At 49.7% G+C, this 15,712-nt stretch carries 9 protein-coding genes; 7 read left to right on the top strand and 2 right to left on the bottom strand.

Features of this window, described 5'->3' with window-relative positions:
* Nucleotides 1–13 precede the first annotated feature (13 nt).
* Together CUZ56_RS01275 and CUZ56_RS01270 are read right to left on the bottom strand one after the other, a co-directional pair.
* On the bottom strand, nucleotides 14–460 hold the full coding sequence (locus tag CUZ56_RS01275) for a hypothetical protein (protein ID WP_126977462.1): 447 nt from the start codon (nucleotides 458–460) through the stop codon (nucleotides 14–16).
* Entirely contained in the window at nucleotides 457–8,325 is a 7,869-nt protein-coding gene (locus CUZ56_RS01270) for a two-partner secretion domain-containing protein (protein ID WP_162615213.1), read from the bottom strand. Before CUZ56_RS01270 ends, CUZ56_RS01275 begins: the two co-directional genes overlap by 4 nt.
* Before the next feature lie 587 nt (nucleotides 8,326–8,912).
* Between CUZ56_RS01270 and CUZ56_RS01265 the strand changes: the two genes are divergently transcribed.
* The 7 genes from CUZ56_RS01265 to CUZ56_RS01235 all read left to right on the top strand — a co-directional run bounded on the left by CUZ56_RS01265 (nucleotide 8,913) and on the right by CUZ56_RS01235 (nucleotide 15,700).
* Entirely contained in the window at nucleotides 8,913–9,836 is a 924-nt protein-coding gene (locus tag CUZ56_RS01265) for a LysR family transcriptional regulator (RefSeq protein WP_126977458.1), read from the top strand.
* 287 nt (nucleotides 9,837–10,123) lie between these two features.
* Nucleotides 10,124–10,834 carry a hypothetical protein gene (locus CUZ56_RS01260; protein WP_126977456.1) on the top strand — a complete coding sequence of 237 codons (711 nt, stop codon included), beginning with the start codon at nucleotides 10,124–10,126 and terminating at the stop codon, nucleotides 10,832–10,834.
* A 115-nt stretch (nucleotides 10,835–10,949) separates the two neighbouring features.
* Complete coding sequence (locus CUZ56_RS01255) at nucleotides 10,950–11,204, top strand: helix-turn-helix transcriptional regulator (RefSeq protein WP_126977454.1); 255 nt, start codon at nucleotides 10,950–10,952, stop codon at nucleotides 11,202–11,204.
* A gap of 39 nt (nucleotides 11,205–11,243) precedes the next feature.
* On the top strand, nucleotides 11,244–12,083 hold the full coding sequence (locus CUZ56_RS01250; protein ID WP_126977452.1) for a ParA family protein: 840 nt from the start codon (nucleotides 11,244–11,246) through the stop codon (nucleotides 12,081–12,083).
* Between the two features lie 180 nt (nucleotides 12,084–12,263).
* Nucleotides 12,264–13,910, top strand: a complete 1,647-nt coding sequence (locus tag CUZ56_RS01245) for a ParB family protein (RefSeq protein ID WP_126977450.1) — start codon at nucleotides 12,264–12,266, stop codon at nucleotides 13,908–13,910.
* A 24-nt stretch (nucleotides 13,911–13,934) separates the two neighbouring features.
* On the top strand, nucleotides 13,935–14,486 hold the full coding sequence (locus CUZ56_RS01240; RefSeq protein WP_126977448.1) for a DUF2857 domain-containing protein: 552 nt from the start codon (nucleotides 13,935–13,937) through the stop codon (nucleotides 14,484–14,486).
* Nucleotides 14,483–15,700, top strand: coding sequence for an STY4528 family pathogenicity island replication protein (locus CUZ56_RS01235; protein ID WP_126977446.1), 1,218 nt, complete (start codon nucleotides 14,483–14,485; stop codon nucleotides 15,698–15,700). The genes CUZ56_RS01240 and CUZ56_RS01235 overlap by 4 nt, the downstream gene beginning before the upstream one ends.
* Nucleotides 15,701–15,712 lie beyond the last annotated feature (12 nt).

The raw sequence follows: 15,712 nt of genomic DNA, 5'->3' as shown, positions 1-15,712 counted from the left end.
TGAGGAGGTATATTTACATATATTTTTCAATAATTTTTTTTTCTTTACTATTTAACTCTCCAATTCTCCATCCTTCTCTCCTTAACCAAAATTTTTCGCCTTTAAAAAGATCCTGGCAGTTTTTGTACATTTGTTTTGAATACGTATTTAACGTATGTAAAATTCTTTCTTTTTTATTTAAATAAACACCATCAAAATCCGTATTGTTTTTTGAAAATCTATCAAAAAATAGATTGCCTAAACCATATCTAATCAGCTTATTTTTCTTATCTCTCTCTACGTAAGAAATGTCTCCTAGTTCATATTGTTCTTGAATAAATCTCAATGCATATCCTTTCCCGACTAAAAATGCCGCACCAGCGTCAATCCCAACAACCCTTAAATTAAACTCCTGAATTATTTGTCCGAAGGTTTGACTTAGCATGCCTGACAAATCGTCATTTAACTCTAAATTCATCATCGTTCCATCCTATTTGTCAAAGGGTTATATTTATATCCTTGCTGGCGCAAGTAAAAATATTCGCGACCAAAACCTGACAATTCATACATTTTAGTATTTTGGTTAAAACGAACTAAAATCGAATTAGCTGCTCCAAATTCTGGTTTTGTTGCCATTAAAATAGCATCTTCACGTTTAACTGTATTACTAAGCCATGGCTGATTATATTCAGCCCAAAATTGTTTAGGCGTAACATATAGTTCATCAGGCGTATTCAGTACATTAAACCTGCCTGTTTGAGGGCCGAAGTTGGTGGATTTAATATTTCCAAGTTCACCAATAATGTGCCGCATATCCTCTCTATAATTACCAAGAATAGTTGTCGTTCTGCCTGGAATGCTCTCTAACATCACACCAGAACTTGGCCGATAACCTAAACGGACAAGAGACATATCCAGCTGCGTTGTTCCAGAACTCAGTGCCCACAGTGCAGAAGAATTCCCTGTATATGCTCCTGCCCCAGCTTTAATTTCATAAGCAATGACCCACTCGCCCAAAGTCCGGGAGCCTGTAGTGGATAGCAGTGAGTTCAGTGTTGATTTACCAATTGACTGCAGCAGCCCTCCTGCTCCTATTAAATAAGCCTCTGGGTAGACCGACTCCACACTACCATAAGGCGTGGTAAGCACTTTGACGTAATCATTGCGTCTGTCATCAAACAGCGGATCAATATGACCGTTGTTGCTGGGCAGCCAGCCCACCATTTCATTGGCTTTCTGTTCTGGTGTTGCATTGAAATATGTCTGCGTCACACCATCCCAAGTATATGTACCGCCATTGGTGGTCTGTATCGGTTGGTTATAGTACGGGCTGTCTTGCAGACTTTGCAACGCATACGCAAAATTGTCATAGGTTCTTTGTACTGACGCCTGATGTTGTCCGTCTGTCGGCCTTGTAATATCCAAAGATAACGCATATTCCAGCAGCGCAAAGTATTCAAGGTTCTCCTGCCCTCCTTGCTCAGATACCAACTGGCGACCAGCCATTTCATAGATACCGAGCCAGTAAGCGTATTGATTCTGGTCGAGTTCTCCTTGTTCGTTGGTAGCTTTCTCACGTGCCAGCTCTCTGATAAGATCTCGTTCCTGCCGGTGCAACTGCCGGTTATTGGTATCCTGGTTGAACGCTGTACTGGCTCCACCTTCACCCCCGGTGAGGTAACCCAGCCCCGAAGCAAGGCCTGCACCCACGGCTTCTTTCACGCCTGGTGGCAGGTCGGCAGTCATGGTGCTCAACTGGTCTGCTATGAGTGCGCTGCTGCCCGCACCAGCGGCCCCGCTCCAGTCGCCAGTCAGTCCCCCTACAATGGTGTGCGCCAGTACCCGGTAGGCTCCACCTTCGCCCCAGCGCTCAAGCTCCTGCTGTAGCTCTGCCATTTTGGCTTGCCCCTCTGGAGAGTCTTTGTCTTCCACCAGCATCATTTCAGCCATGATGGTTTTTTGCTGGTTGGTGGCAAAGTTGGCTACCCCCATGGCCGCCTGCTGCCCAAACGCTGCTGTGATCTCCCCGCCTGCCTCCATGTTGCTCATCAACTGATCGATGTCCCAGTTCTTTTCTATACCGTTTACGCTTTGCCCGGTGCGTACACTGTCGTTGATCGCAGCAATCGCTTCTTCGGCCGTCTGCCCGGTTCTCCTGAGTTGTTCGTCCTCGTTGGTGATGGTAATGCTGCCCGTGCTGATGCCTGCAATGGTGATGCTACTATCGCTGCCGCTGTCACTGGTATAGCCCATCATGTTGCCGCTGGGGGTACCGTTGAAGGTGCCGTTTTCGTGCATGCCGCCTTGCATGCCCGCGCTGATGGAGTTGCCCTTGGCGTCATAGCTGCTGGCGTTGATGAGGTCGCTGGTGGTTAAGGAACCGGTGGTTAACTGGTTTTTGTTGTCGTCCACCGCCTGCTGGGTGCTGGCAATGATCGCCCCTTTGAGGTCGGTGTTGCCTGCAACGGTGATGTCAAAGCCGCCGTCCCCTGCCATGATTCCGGCGTATTCCTGGGCGCTGATGTAGGCACCGCTGGCCTGGGCCTTGCTGCCACCCATGGCTCCGCCACTGCTGCCCTGCTGGGTGGAAGCACTGATGCTGCTACTGCTGCTGTGGCTGGTATGGAAACTGCTGTCCTGCAAGGTTTCTATGTTGAGGTTGCCGTCGATGTCGGCTTTCACGGTGTTGCCTGCAATCTGGCTGCCGATGATGTTGGTATCGCCGCCACTGACGAGTGTCAGGGTGTCGCCCGCACTGACGTGGCTGGCGGTCCAACTCTGGTCTGCTCCATAACCTGAGCCGCTGGACTGGCTGGCGCTGGCGCTGCCGCCCCAGCCTCCCATACCACCCATGCCATAACTCACACCGGCTGACCAGCTCGATGAGCTGTTTTTGCTGTATTCGGTGCTGGTGTTGGCAGCGGCCCGGATGTCTATTCTGTCATTGGCCAGCAGCAGGATGTTGCCGTCCGCGCTGATGTCGCTGCCCTGGATCAGGATGTTGCCGCCGCTGTAGGTGGGCTGCTCATCAGTGCTTTGTGTAGTTTCTGGTCTGCCGGTAGCAATGAGGTTGATATTCCCCCCGGCGCTCATGGTGGAGCCTTTGGCGGTGTTGTCGTTTTGCAGGCTGTAGCTTTCAGCCTTGGAACTGCCGTAGCTGATGGACAGGCTGGCATTGGGCGCTTCTCCGCCATTTTGCATTATGTCGCTATAGGTGTTGTAGGCATTAAAAGCGACGGCTCCACCTGCTAAAGCCTGCATGCGTGAGTCGTCGGTACGGTCGGCGGTTTCAGCCATGTTCTGCGCAAACTGTGCGGTAGACATGAGCGAGGAGCTAACACCGATGGAGACTGAACTCTGGCTGGATTTGTAGGTGTTTTCTTCACGTCGCGTTTCGCGGGCTTCGACCACGTTGATGTCTTGCGCCACGACATTGATGTCACCCTGACGGGCAATGACGTCGCTGCCGACCTGGTTGTAGCTGCCTTGCTGGGCTAATATATTGACATTGCCCTCCAGCGATCCCACGGTGGAGCCGACCGCACGTTGCTCATCGATGGTCTGGGTGGTGGTGGTCTGCTGCCTGCCCACGGTAAAGGAGCTGACGTTGCTGCTGAGTACGCCGGTTTCGGTGATGTGCTCGTAATGGTATTCGTGGCTGTTGGCCGTTCCTGCGATGATGTTGATGTTGCCTGCTTCAGAAATGAGGTTGACGTCATGCGTGGCAACGACACTGGAAGCCTGGATGGTGGTGTCGCCCCGGCTTTGCAGGTTGATTTGCTCGGCGCTCAAGGTGGAGCCGACTTGATCATTCTGGCTGTAGAGGTCGATGTTGTGCTGCGTGCCGCTGCTCAGTCCCCCGGTGACATTGCGGGTCACCGAGAAACCGTCGCTGTGGTAACTGTCCCCGGCTTCAATGGTAATCGTGTCGGCCACGGCGTTGATGGCACCCGTATTGCTTTGAATGCCGGATGCGCGGGTGTGCAGGGTATCGCCTGCGATGAGGTTGATGTCGCCCGTGCCTTGTATCTGGCTGCCAACTTCAGTACGGTTTTCTTCGTTACGCCAGTTTTTGGCGTCAAACAGGGTGAGGTGGCTTTGTTCGGTATCGACCGTGCCGATGTCGATGTTGTGCCCGGCAGCCAGGGTGGTCACACCTCCGGTGCTGGTTTGTGTGCCGTCTTCGGCGCTGCTGGTGACGGTGGCATCGTTGCCAATGTAGCCCGCACGCATATTGATGTCGCGCCCGGCGTTCAGCAGGATCTGCCCCTGGTTGCTGCTGCTTTGTTCGCTGGTAGCGGTGTCAGCGGAGGCGCTACGGGAGGCGGGTTGTTCTTCAGGTGGTGGATCTATTGGTTGCCCAGAGGTCAGGACTTCCCTGCCGCTCAAGTAGACGCTGGCAACGTTGCTGATGCCGTGTATGCGCCCCATGGCGTCTTTGCCGTCTGCGGTGGTGGAGATGATGTTGATGTCTCTGGCAGCAGCCAGGGTGATGGAGTTATCTCCTGAGATGGTGCCGCCAATGTTGTCAATGTCGCTGGCTGATCTCAGAACCACATCGCCGCCGTGCAACTGGCCTACTTTGTTTTGCAGGTAGGCCACGTCGACAAACAGGCCTTCACGCCCGGCAATGGTAGCATTATTGTTCAGGGTGACGGGGTTGCCATCCTGTCCGGTGATGTAGATATTGTTGGCGCTGATGAGCGAGCCGCCAGCGGTGATCATCGCGGTGCTGGCGCGGGTGTAGAGTTGCGGTACCAGCACGGTTTCTGTGCTGCCGTCGGGCAGGGTGACTTCGGTGCTGACAAGCCATACGATGTCGCCGGTGAGTTGCGCCATCTGCTCGGCAGTGAGGGCCACACCCACGGTCAGATTGTAGGCTTGAGCGAATTCAACGCCTGCATTCATCAGCGCCTGGTATTGTGCTTCATCACTGAGATAACCGGCCAAATAGCGGTAGCCGGTAAGTTGGCCGATCTGCTCGCGGATCAGTTGTTGTTCATAGAATCCATCGCCCAGACGCTTTTGCGTGGCAGCCGGGTCCAGCCCCAAAGCACTGAGCATGTAGTCAGAAGTGAGCCAGGTGCCGTAGCTGGCAAACCGGGAGTCGGTTTCAACAAGATAGTTTTTGCTATTTCCCGGATTGATCTGGTACAGGCTGCTCGCGGGGATGCGAGTGTTGGGGCTTGCAGCCTGGATCAAATCGCCACCCGGGAGTTGTACCTGTGGTGTGGCTGCAATTTGGGTGCCGCTGCCTTGTACGGTGGTGTTTTGCTGCGGGGTGGCCACAACCAGCGTGGTTTCGGTCACGGGCAGGGTGACGTCCAGCGGGGTATGGTTCCAGCGTCGTTCATCGTCGCCTCCGTTACTCTGGCGGATGTAGCTGTAGCTGGAGAAGCCATGGTGGCGCGTGGTGTCCTGGCTTTTGGCGTCGATGGTGGTGACATTACCAGTGGTGACGATGGTGCTGCCCGCCTGTATGCGGCTTTTGTCGTTGACGAGATTGCCATCGAGCAGCATGTTGCCCCCGGCGCTGATTTGTCCGGGGTTGCTCGCGGTGACCACACTGTGGCTGCCCAGAATGTCGTAACCTTCGACGTAGAATTCGCTGGTGGTGTTAAAGCCGTTTTGCATGTAGTCCTGCAATTTGGCATTGAGTTGCAGGTACAGGGCGAGGTTGCGGTCTTTCCACGGTTGCAGTTCGGCCAGGTATTCGTTGTACTGGCGCTGCTGCCCAGCGTCACACGGGTGCCCTTGCGCACAGATAAAACCGGGGTGTTCGGGCATGGGGGCGTCAGGGGCCTGTACCCCAAAGAGCGCCCAGTACGGCGAGTCGTAGTCGTAGTTGATCTGTTCAGGGATGGTGGTGATGTTCTCCATGTCGTAGCGCTGGGGCACATACGCTGGCACAGTCGGGGCATAGTCCATGCCGTTTGCCGGGCCGAAGATGTCCAGCGGATACTGGCTGGAGGGCAGCACCAGTGCATAACGGGTGTCGGTGCCGCCAAAGTCCGATACCAGCTTGGAGAGTATTTGGGCTGATGTGTAGTTGGCCAGGTCGTCTGCGGTGATGGCTTTGAGCGAGCGGTCTGCGTGATTGTAGATGAGGATTTCGTCAAACCCGTAACGCTGCCCGTTACCGAGGATAAAGGTGAGTACGGCACCCACTTTCTGCTCGGCACTCATTTGCGAGGCAAATGCGGTGTTGCGGTTCTCAATGCTGTCCGCTGCAATTTGCATGTCGCTCAGGGCCTCAATCACAGCGCCATCGTTGTAGACTAAATTTGCGCTGCCTTGGGCAATGTGGTTTGAATCCAGACTACCGCCGATAGACATGTCCCCGGCACTGAACAGAACAGCACCGTTCAGGTTGTTCAATGTACCAACCCCGATGTCCATGCGCTCACGCGCTGCAATGACCCCGCTTTGTCCGCTCTCATCGCGGTTGGTGAGCGTGCCTGCCTGAATGCCGATGTGGTTGCCGTAGATGCGCCCGCTGCCCAGGTTGGTGAGCGCATCGGCAGTAATATAGGTGAGGATGCCGTCTATCAGGCCTCTGTTGGTGAAGGTGCCTGCGTTGGTGCCGGTGGCAGTGATCTGGTTGGTGCCTGCGCTGATTTCACCACCGAACAGGTTGTCGATGTTGTGTGCTGTGATGCTGGCGGTGTTGCCTGCGAGTATGTCTCCGGCATTGGTGAGTGTCCCGTCAATGTTCAAGGTGAGGTTGCCGTCGGCAATGATCTGGTTACCGGCCTCAGCGGTGTAGTCGCCTTGTATAACAATGTCGGCATTGGCTTCGGTGAGGATTTGTCCAGCCCCGGTGAGGTTACCGGTGGTGATGCCCAGGTCTCCGCCGCTGATGATGACGCCAGCATGGTTGTCAATGCTGCCGGTGCTGACATCAACCTGCCCAGCCGCAGAGATGAGGCCGTTCTGGTTGTTGAGGCTACTGTTGAGAGTATTGCCCTGAATGTGCAGGTTGCCTGATGCGAGCAGGTCCGCCTGCTGGTTGTGAATGGTGTCTGCTGTGATGTTCAGGTCTTTACCGGCATGGATGGTCGCACCTGTGTTGGTCAATACCCCGGCCTGCACAATGCTGCTGCCGCCACTGAGTATCTGGCCCTGGTTGGTGAGGATTTGTTGTGCCGTGGCATTGAGCTGGCCTTCAGTATTGAAGGTGCCGTTGCTGTCCATGCCAGCGGCTATCAGTCCGTCTGTAGTGTTTTGAATGTTTTGTGCATTGAGGCTGACATTGCCAAGCGCGGCCAGCGTGCCCTGGTTGAAAAGCGTGCCGTTGCTGTTAAGGACCAGTTGCCCCTGGGTATAGAGGCTTCCGGTGTTGCTGATGCCGCTGGCCGCTGCAACCTGGATGCCACTGCTCTCGGCAACCGTATGACTGCTGTTGATGGTGCCGCTGTTAACAAGCATGCCGTCTGCGGTGACGGTAACCTGTCCGGCTTGGGCACCGATGTGTCCGGCGTTTCTCACACCCACACCATGCTCGGTGCCGATCAGGCGGATTTTACCGGCGTACATACCACCCAATTGAGCCACGTCAATGGCGTACAGGGGCTTGCCGTGCTCATCTTCGACGGTGAGTTGCAGTGGCGTACCATCCGGTGCAAAGCTGCCAGTGCCCGCAGCCATGGTCAAATCATTGGCCCACAGGCCTGAATTGATTTCAACAGCACGCGAGATAATGCGAGTGTAGTCGGCAGTGGAAGTATCCAGCCCCGCCCCGCCGATGCTGACCCGGCCTCCGCCCACGCGATAGGATTCCAGATTGCCGCTGTTATTAAAGACGGGCGTGCCAGTGGTGAGTGTGACGCCTGCGGCGTTGATAAATCCGGCACCATCGACCGAAATGCCAGCCGGATTGGCAATGATGACTTCGGCCCGCTGGCCGCCAACTTCGATGTAACCTTGCAATAATGATGGATTGCCCGAGGTGACTTCGTTCAAGATGACCCGCGCTGCACCATAGGATAAATTGGGATTTCCCTGAACCCATCCGCCCAACTGGGTCTGGGTATTGACGGTGCTGTTGTTGAGTATAACGCCCTGGCGCTGAACGTTGAACTGGTGATACTGGTTGCGGCTAACACCTGCGGCGCTGGGTGCAGTAATGTTGACGACCGGCACGCTGTTTGCCGCACTGCCCATACCAGGCCGGTATTGTCCGGCATTCGGGTCAGCAACAACCTGGGCAATGGCCGGACTTAGAGGCGTGAAAGCAACAGTTAGCGATAAGACCAGGCAGCCAAGCCGCTTTAGGGAAGAGCTTTTATTCGGTCTGATGTGTCGGGGTTGCGCTGCCTTAAAAAACAAGGTTGCGTGGTGCTTCATAGTGCTACTGCTTTCTTTGATATGGCTTTGTGGCCTGCCTACCATCAACGCCATTTATGCAGGAGAAGATTAATAATTAGGTAACTTGACAATATAAATTGAACCATCGGTTTGACCCCAATAGTCGAGTAAATATCTGGTAATACCAGATTTACAGATCGACAGATATTCATTACCATCCATCGTGGGATCTTGCCCTCATGACTTATCAGTTTCACTCATGAAATTTGTTACATCCCTTAAAAAAGCCTGGTTGTCAGCAAAACGTCAATATCTAGTTGAGTAGCTCCTTCTATGCGCTCCTACCTGCATAATTTATGCATAACTAAAAAAATGACGGCAAAACAACAAACAAGATGAAATGTGTAAGCGTTATATTGCGCATTACTTTTTTTGACTTATTTCAATAAAACTATGAATATTCCACCCCTTCTTTTAATCCACTGAGAATTAATTCCGGTTAAAAATTATTTTTCCAAATATTCCATTGATATTTATCAAATTTTTTCCATCAATAATCAATCAATAATCCTCCCTTGTGCAAAAACGCCTTTATAAAATGGATCAAATGTTTAAAGGCACTCACAATGGATCAAAGTATCAGAAGTATAGAAATAAGGCATATCCGGGCGTTTGACGCGTTAGTTAAAACTGGCAGCTTTAGTGAGGCAGCAAAAACGCTCAACACAGTCCAACCCGCTTTAAGCCGATGCGTCAAAGAGCTTGAAAACGTTTTAGGTGCCACACTGATCGACCGTACAACCAGACCTATCAGACTATCTCTTGCGGGGGAATCCTTTCATAAACATGCCAAGGCAATCATCCATCGGTTACGAATCTCAATGCAGGATATCCGGGAGATTTCCAAAGGTCATCATGGAACGATAAAGATTGCTGTATCTGATGACATCAATATGTCGTTAGTTTCAGACCTGCTGGCACAGTTTCGCGAAGACTCGCCAGGTGTCGAAATTCAATTTTTAGAGGTCGACCTGTCAACCTTGCTCACAGGGCTAAGAAAAGGTAGCTTTGATTTAGGCTTTTGCCGCTACCCGATCACTGATGACACTGTGATTAGTTCAATATGCATTTATGAGGAGGAATTTGTTGTTGCACTCCCGAAACGACATCCTCTTTTGAGGGAGAAAACAATCCAGTTGGATCAGTTCCTAACTCAACCTTTGATTTACTACCACCCGCAGCAGCTTCAAGGGAGCTATCAACAGGTTAGTAAAAAACTCAATCTGTCACAAACGCAACCCATGATTGTTCAATATGCGAAGTCTTTTGAATTCATGCTATCTTTGGTCGCAGCCGGATTTGGTATCAGCATGATTGGCAATAGCCGAAAAGAAATAGCGCACTCTGTCAACGTAGCCACACGCCCCTTTGCAACCCGCTTAACGCTGCAAACGTATCTTCTACATTCCTCGAGTGCTTCATCAAATGCATTAAAATCATTTATTCATCATACAAATTCTTTAAAAAATAGCATAAATACAACATATTAAATTAATATTTCATTATATTATAATAATCGCGATTTATATCAAAATTGATATACTAAAAATATGTTATAGGAATTTTGTACTTTACCACGATCTTCCCCCCAGTAACATAACAAATTAAATATAAAAAAGAGTTAAAGCCTGGCTTTTACTCCAGGATTTGTTCGCTTATATTTCGCCATTAGAAAACAAATACGATCAAAACCCGTATTTGTTCCATATTGTTTTTACTTTTTATCTATTCTTTAAAAAATAGTTATAAAAGTTTTACACCATGGAGCATATAGAATATGTGTGACAGTAATGATAATCATTGTTTTATACAGCGTATTTATTACCGTCCGATAGAAGCAGCTATCAGATGGGCTGGGCTCATTGATCAAGAGCGCGAAATCCTGCATAAGATTAATCACCACGCAAGACCTGTGTACAGTGAGATTGCATCGTGGCCTACTGTCTTTCTTTGCAATGAGCGAATATTTGACGCTATTATCAACAAAGAGCTACCTTGTGGAAAAAATGGCGTAACTTGTGACATCGCTTATGACGATCATGATTTGACGGTCAAGCATATAGACCTTAAACGCTGGATACATGCCAACTACCCTTTCGACAAACCTGCATTTTTGTTTGATGAGGCAGAAAGAGAAATCACCACTGGTATCAATCTGCATGCGCTCCAGCATCTTCTGGCAAATAACTACCTGCTCAAGCAAAGTGTTCATCAGCAGGTAGAAACGATACAAAATCTCGAGGAAAAAAACCTGTCCCTGAAGGAAAATCCACTTGTACTCAAGGAAAGAAGCGAAAGCACTTACCTTTCCATCATCGGTGCAATGCTGGATATATTGGTCAGCAACATCCCTGCTCATTTTACCAGTCAGGAATCCATCATCGATACCTTGTTGACTCAATACCCCGGCTATCCAGGCCTTTCCGAGCGAACGCTGAAAAGCAAATTTGCTGCGGCAAAACGCAAAATCTCTACCAAACCCTTTTAGGTTTGTCAGTGCAATTGCACTTTGCCGATGTGCAATTGCACTGACATTAGATGAAATAAACGTTTTAATCAAAACACTCTCTTTTTTATACCTAAGTAACTGTCAGGAGTGTTTGATGAAAAAACTGCATATCTCTCATGAATCGTCCAATCTGGACTCACCGCTTGCAACCCCCGAAAAAGCGCCAAAACGCGTATTAAGAATCCACGAAGTCGAAGCGCTCGTCGGCTTTAAGAGTGCATATATCTATCGGCTTATCCGGCAAAAGAAATTCCCGCAACGTATCCGAATCGGTATCCGTGCAGTAGGCTGGGATTCTGAGGCCATTAACGCCTGGATTGAAGAGCGGATGAAATCCTCCGCTTTGTGATTTTTCTTTTTCTCATGAGACATCACAAAGGAGAACCCCATGCTCGTCACATCCGTTATCAGTACCAAGGGTGGTGTAGGTAAAACCACCATCGCAGCCAATCTGGGTGGATTTATTGCTGATGCAGGGCTGCGTGTCCTGCTGATTGATCTGGACATACAGCCCACATTATCAAGCTATTTCAAACTCAAAGATATCTCCCCCTTTGGTACTTATGAGCTCATTGCCTTTAATGAATACGATATACAAAAGGTGATCAGCCACACTTCTGTCAATCACCTCGATCTGGTTTATTCAAACGATGATCGGGGGCAGCTTAACACGCTGCTCTTACATGCACCGGATGGACGGTTCAGATTGCGCAATATTCAAAGGATATTTGGTGATCATTATGATCTGATGCTCATTGACACACAGGGTGCAAGAAGCGTCTTGCTGGAAATGGCAGTCATCGCCTCCAAGATGGTTATTTCTCCAGTAACGCCTGAAGTCCTGGCAGCGCGAGAGTTTAGGCGTGGCACGTTACAGCTGATGGAAGATATCGCTCCATACGCACACCTTGGCATTACGCCTGCCCCACTGCACATGCTGGTCAACCGTGTTCCGACAGTTTCCACCAGTGCCCGCATCGTACACAAATCGTTGAAGGAGGTTTTCTGCGACCAGCAAGAAATTCAAATTATTGAGACGGTTATCCCTCAGATAGAAGCCTATACGCGGGCCGCAGCCCTGGCCCAGCCGGTGCATCGCATCGAACGTATCAAACCTTATGGCCGCGTAACACCTTCGGCGCTTGACACCATGAGGAAATTGGCCATTGAACTTTTTCCGCAATGGAGGGAAAAATTTGACCTCGTCACCGGCAAAGCAGGACATTGAAATGCGGATACAAAAAATGCATCGGCGACATAAGCGGCTGCAATTTCTGATTATCTACCTGCTGCGCCATGGCTGGATTGTCAAACTGCACGCAAACGGATGTTTACGTTTCAAGCGACCTGGTAAAAGATCCGTTTATTTAAGTTCGCTTAGATATCAAGGAAATCGAAGGAAATAAGAATGACAAAAAAACAAAGCGATATCTCAAATTCCTTACTGGCAGGGAATTTTGAGCGCAGCAGCCCTGACGCCAAAGAGCTCAGCGACCCTATAGTCGACACCCCCATGGTACTGACACTTGATCAGCTACGCCCCTATGAGCTCAACCCTCGTCTGACACGCAACCCCTTGTATGACGAAATAAAAACTTCTATCCTGCAACGCGGTCTTGACAATCCCCCTTCAGTTACAAGACGTCCTGGACAGGAGCATTACATCATTCACAATGGTGGCAACACACGGTTAAAAATTCTCGGCGAACTGTGGTCTGAAACCAAAAATGAGCAGTTTTTCCGCATTTTGTGTATTTTCAAACCCTGGAAAAGTGAGATTGTTGCCTTAACCGGCCACCTGGCTGAAAACGAACTGCACGGCAAGCTCACCTTTATTGAACGCGCACTAGGTGTTGGAGAAGCCAAGAAAATATATGAAGAAGAAAACCACACACCCATTTCCCAGGCAGAACTCGCAAAACGCCTGACACAAGATGGCTACCCATGTGACCAATCGCAAATCAGCCGAATGCAGGATACTGTCAACATTTTATTGCCTGCGATACCCAATGCCCTGTATGGTGGCCTTCACATGAGCTATGTACGCAAAATTCTCAAACTCAGGAAGAGCTCACAACTTTTTTGGATGAATCATGCAAAAGACAATAGAGATGAGCAGCACTTTGCATATCTGTTTGAAGATGTACTAACTCAATTTGATACTGAACCGGCAGATCTTGATTATGAACGTTTTCAGGATGAACTCATTGGCCAGATCGCTTCTGCTAGTGGCTGCAACTACGATTATGCCTCGGTTGGAATTCTGTGTGGATCGCCCCGTACTCAAAACACCACAAAAACTGAACCAGCACCACCTCCGAGCCCAACACTGCCGCCTGAAACACAAATACCACAAGATTTTGTGAAGCCAGACCTCAGCGAGGTGATGCAGCAGGCTCAACACCACGCCAGTAAATTTATCCTGCAGCCCAAAGGCAATCCGACCACCGGCATGACCTCCCCTATTGCTCCTACTCCTTCAATTGCTGACGATGAAAGTGGGCCTGAGGCTAACTGCGATGAAAAAGCACTCATTGAAGCCCACATCGTCTCACCTGCTGAAACTTCTGAAAAGGTGCAGAGCATACAACAGATGGTAGCCAGACACATCGGCGAAGAGATCAGCGATTTCAGTGAAAACGTGCTCAAAGCCATTCCCGTGCAGGCTGGTGGTCTGTACCCGATTTCAGATGTGTGGTACATCGAACCAAGTGTTGATACACCAGAAGTCTTGCGCATTCATATTGAGCAACTGGCTGTTGAGATTGCAGATGAAACCGATTGCAAAGACCAGATTGTGCAAAATGAAGAAGGCATTGGTTATACCTGTCAAATTGACAATGCAAACGCAGTCCTGTCACTCCTTGGTGCAATCAGCGGGTCCCCCGATGGTCAAAACGCTTCGACAGTGTCACTGTACGAGCAGCTTGCCAGCGTGCTTATAGGCTCCTCGACACATAATCGCTTAAGTGATGAAGCTCTTGTCAAATTATTTCGCCTGATTCGTCTGGCACGTAGACTGACTGATCTAACTGTCCATAAAAATTACACATAATTACTATATAGCAAAGGATGCACTATGTCATTGAACCGATACATCATTACAGAGGTGCTTAATGATCTTAAAAATGGCAAATTGCGCAGATGCCTGGAGATGGGTTTTGCACATGAGGATCTGGTCGCTCTTAATAACTCGGAGATTCTCACTTTGCTGGCCAACACATCGGTGCCTTGGAGCCGAATTGTGATCAATCCACCTATCCTTAAAGGACTCATTAACTCCTCCGAAGCATTATTGCAAGAAGCCGCTTTAATCAACAGAATGCTCAAACTTCATGCCAGCAGCAAAATGATTTGTGAAGTATTTGGTCTGACCCAGCGCGAGGTCGCATTCAGACGCTCCTTATTGGGGATGGAAAAACGCCAGGGGCGTTGGACAGAACTCACTGAAGAGCAGGAAAACGAACTGTGGCGCTACTGGCTCACTCTCATTGACAAATACGGTTTTGATGTACATAACGAGCATGATTTGGCCAAATCCTGCATGTGGCTGGCAGAGGAAAAAAATCTGACGATGGCACAACTGTGGATGGCCATTCGCAAGTGGGTAAAAGAAGGGCTGCACTCATGACACATGCCCAATTGATATCCTCAAAGAACACCCCCGCTCTTGCCAATCTGTTTGACCAGGTTCATGCGCTTTCTGCGGCTCCGCCAACGGATGATGTTTTTCTCTTTGCCGGGAACCGTCAGGAAAGCGTCCCCAGGACGCTTTTTTTTGACCGTCGCTTAACACCCATAGAGCGCAACACATGGCAGATCATCAAGATGCTCATGGAAAGTGGCAGCAAGACCTCGATGCCCACTTATGATCAGCTACGCCCCTTTCTGACAGCAATGCCATGTGCAACGCAGGCTTCCTATGAAACGGTCGCCAAAGCCATCACACTATTACGTCTTACCCGCTGGATGACGCTGGTACGTCGTCGCCGTCTGCCCAATGGACAAGTGCAGAGCAATATTTATGTATTGCATGATGAACCACTCTCACCACACGAAACCATACAACTTGATCATGATTATTTTGCACTGGTCAGCAAGGCAATGGATCACAACAGCAAAGCCATCCGTCGAATTGGTGAACTATGCTTTTTAGAAATCAGCAATGATCCCACCATTGGCAAGAGAGCCCTGCCAACGCGCCTGTCGGTTCTGACCGAACGTATTGCCGCGACCATGGAACCTGAAAACCCAAAGTTATCCACAGAAAAACCGACTACGGAATCCGAAGACGGTAAAATTTGCTCTCTTCGGAATCGCTATGGGCTGACTTCGGAATCCGAATCAGGTAGCAAACCCGCTAAAAATCAGGCTTTCACAAATCCGAAGCCAGTACGTAGTAGTAGTAGTAATATTTTTAATAAAACTACTACAAAACAAAAACGTCTGCATATTCAGATTCCTGAGCGTTTTAAACATTTGTCACCAAAGCAGCAAAACCTCGCGCTAACAGCTTTGCAGCATCTGGACATTCATGTGCAGCAAGAGATCCTGATCCAATGGGATCGTCGCTGCGAAACGACTGCCATTCGTAAACCTCCTGCGTATCTGCTAGGAATTATCCAAAAAGCCCTGCAGGGGGAGCTTAACGCGCTTAATGAAGCACCAACACCACCGCGAGCACTAACGAAACCTGAACCACAACAAAAGCCCCAAGCACTTGAAGAAACACCAGCAGAGCGGGAAATATCGCAAATGTATATTCAGCGGCTTCGTGATTTTGCAGGGTTAAGCAAAAAGCCCCCAACTTCCCACACGAATAAAACCAAGTCTGCCTCCCCCTGAATAACCGCGTTT

Source organism: Saezia sanguinis, from assembly GCF_003991585.1.
GTDB lineage: Bacteria > Pseudomonadota > Gammaproteobacteria > Burkholderiales > Burkholderiaceae_C > Saezia > Saezia sanguinis.
The sequence above is the reverse complement of the archived record's forward strand: the minus strand, read 5'-3'. Positions and strand labels throughout refer to the sequence as shown.

Excerpts from the sequence above, each read along its gene's own strand:
- CUZ56_RS01275 (WP_126977462.1), bottom strand. The coding sequence starts at position 460 with ATGATGAATTTAGAGTTAAATGACGATTTGTCAGGCATGCTAAGTCAA.
- CUZ56_RS01270 (WP_162615213.1), bottom strand. The coding sequence starts at position 8,325 with ATGAAGCACCACGCAACCTTGTTTTTTAAGGCAGCGCAACCCCGACAC.
- CUZ56_RS01265 (WP_126977458.1), top strand. The coding sequence starts at position 8,913 with ATGGATCAAAGTATCAGAAGTATAGAAATAAGGCATATCCGGGCGTTT.
- CUZ56_RS01260 (WP_126977456.1), top strand. The coding sequence starts at position 10,124 with ATGTGTGACAGTAATGATAATCATTGTTTTATACAGCGTATTTATTAC.
- CUZ56_RS01255 (WP_126977454.1), top strand. The coding sequence starts at position 10,950 with ATGAAAAAACTGCATATCTCTCATGAATCGTCCAATCTGGACTCACCG.
- CUZ56_RS01250 (WP_126977452.1), top strand. The coding sequence starts at position 11,244 with ATGCTCGTCACATCCGTTATCAGTACCAAGGGTGGTGTAGGTAAAACC.
- CUZ56_RS01245 (WP_126977450.1), top strand. The coding sequence starts at position 12,264 with ATGACAAAAAAACAAAGCGATATCTCAAATTCCTTACTGGCAGGGAAT.
- CUZ56_RS01240 (WP_126977448.1), top strand. The coding sequence starts at position 13,935 with ATGTCATTGAACCGATACATCATTACAGAGGTGCTTAATGATCTTAAA.
- CUZ56_RS01235 (WP_126977446.1), top strand. The coding sequence starts at position 14,483 with ATGACACATGCCCAATTGATATCCTCAAAGAACACCCCCGCTCTTGCC.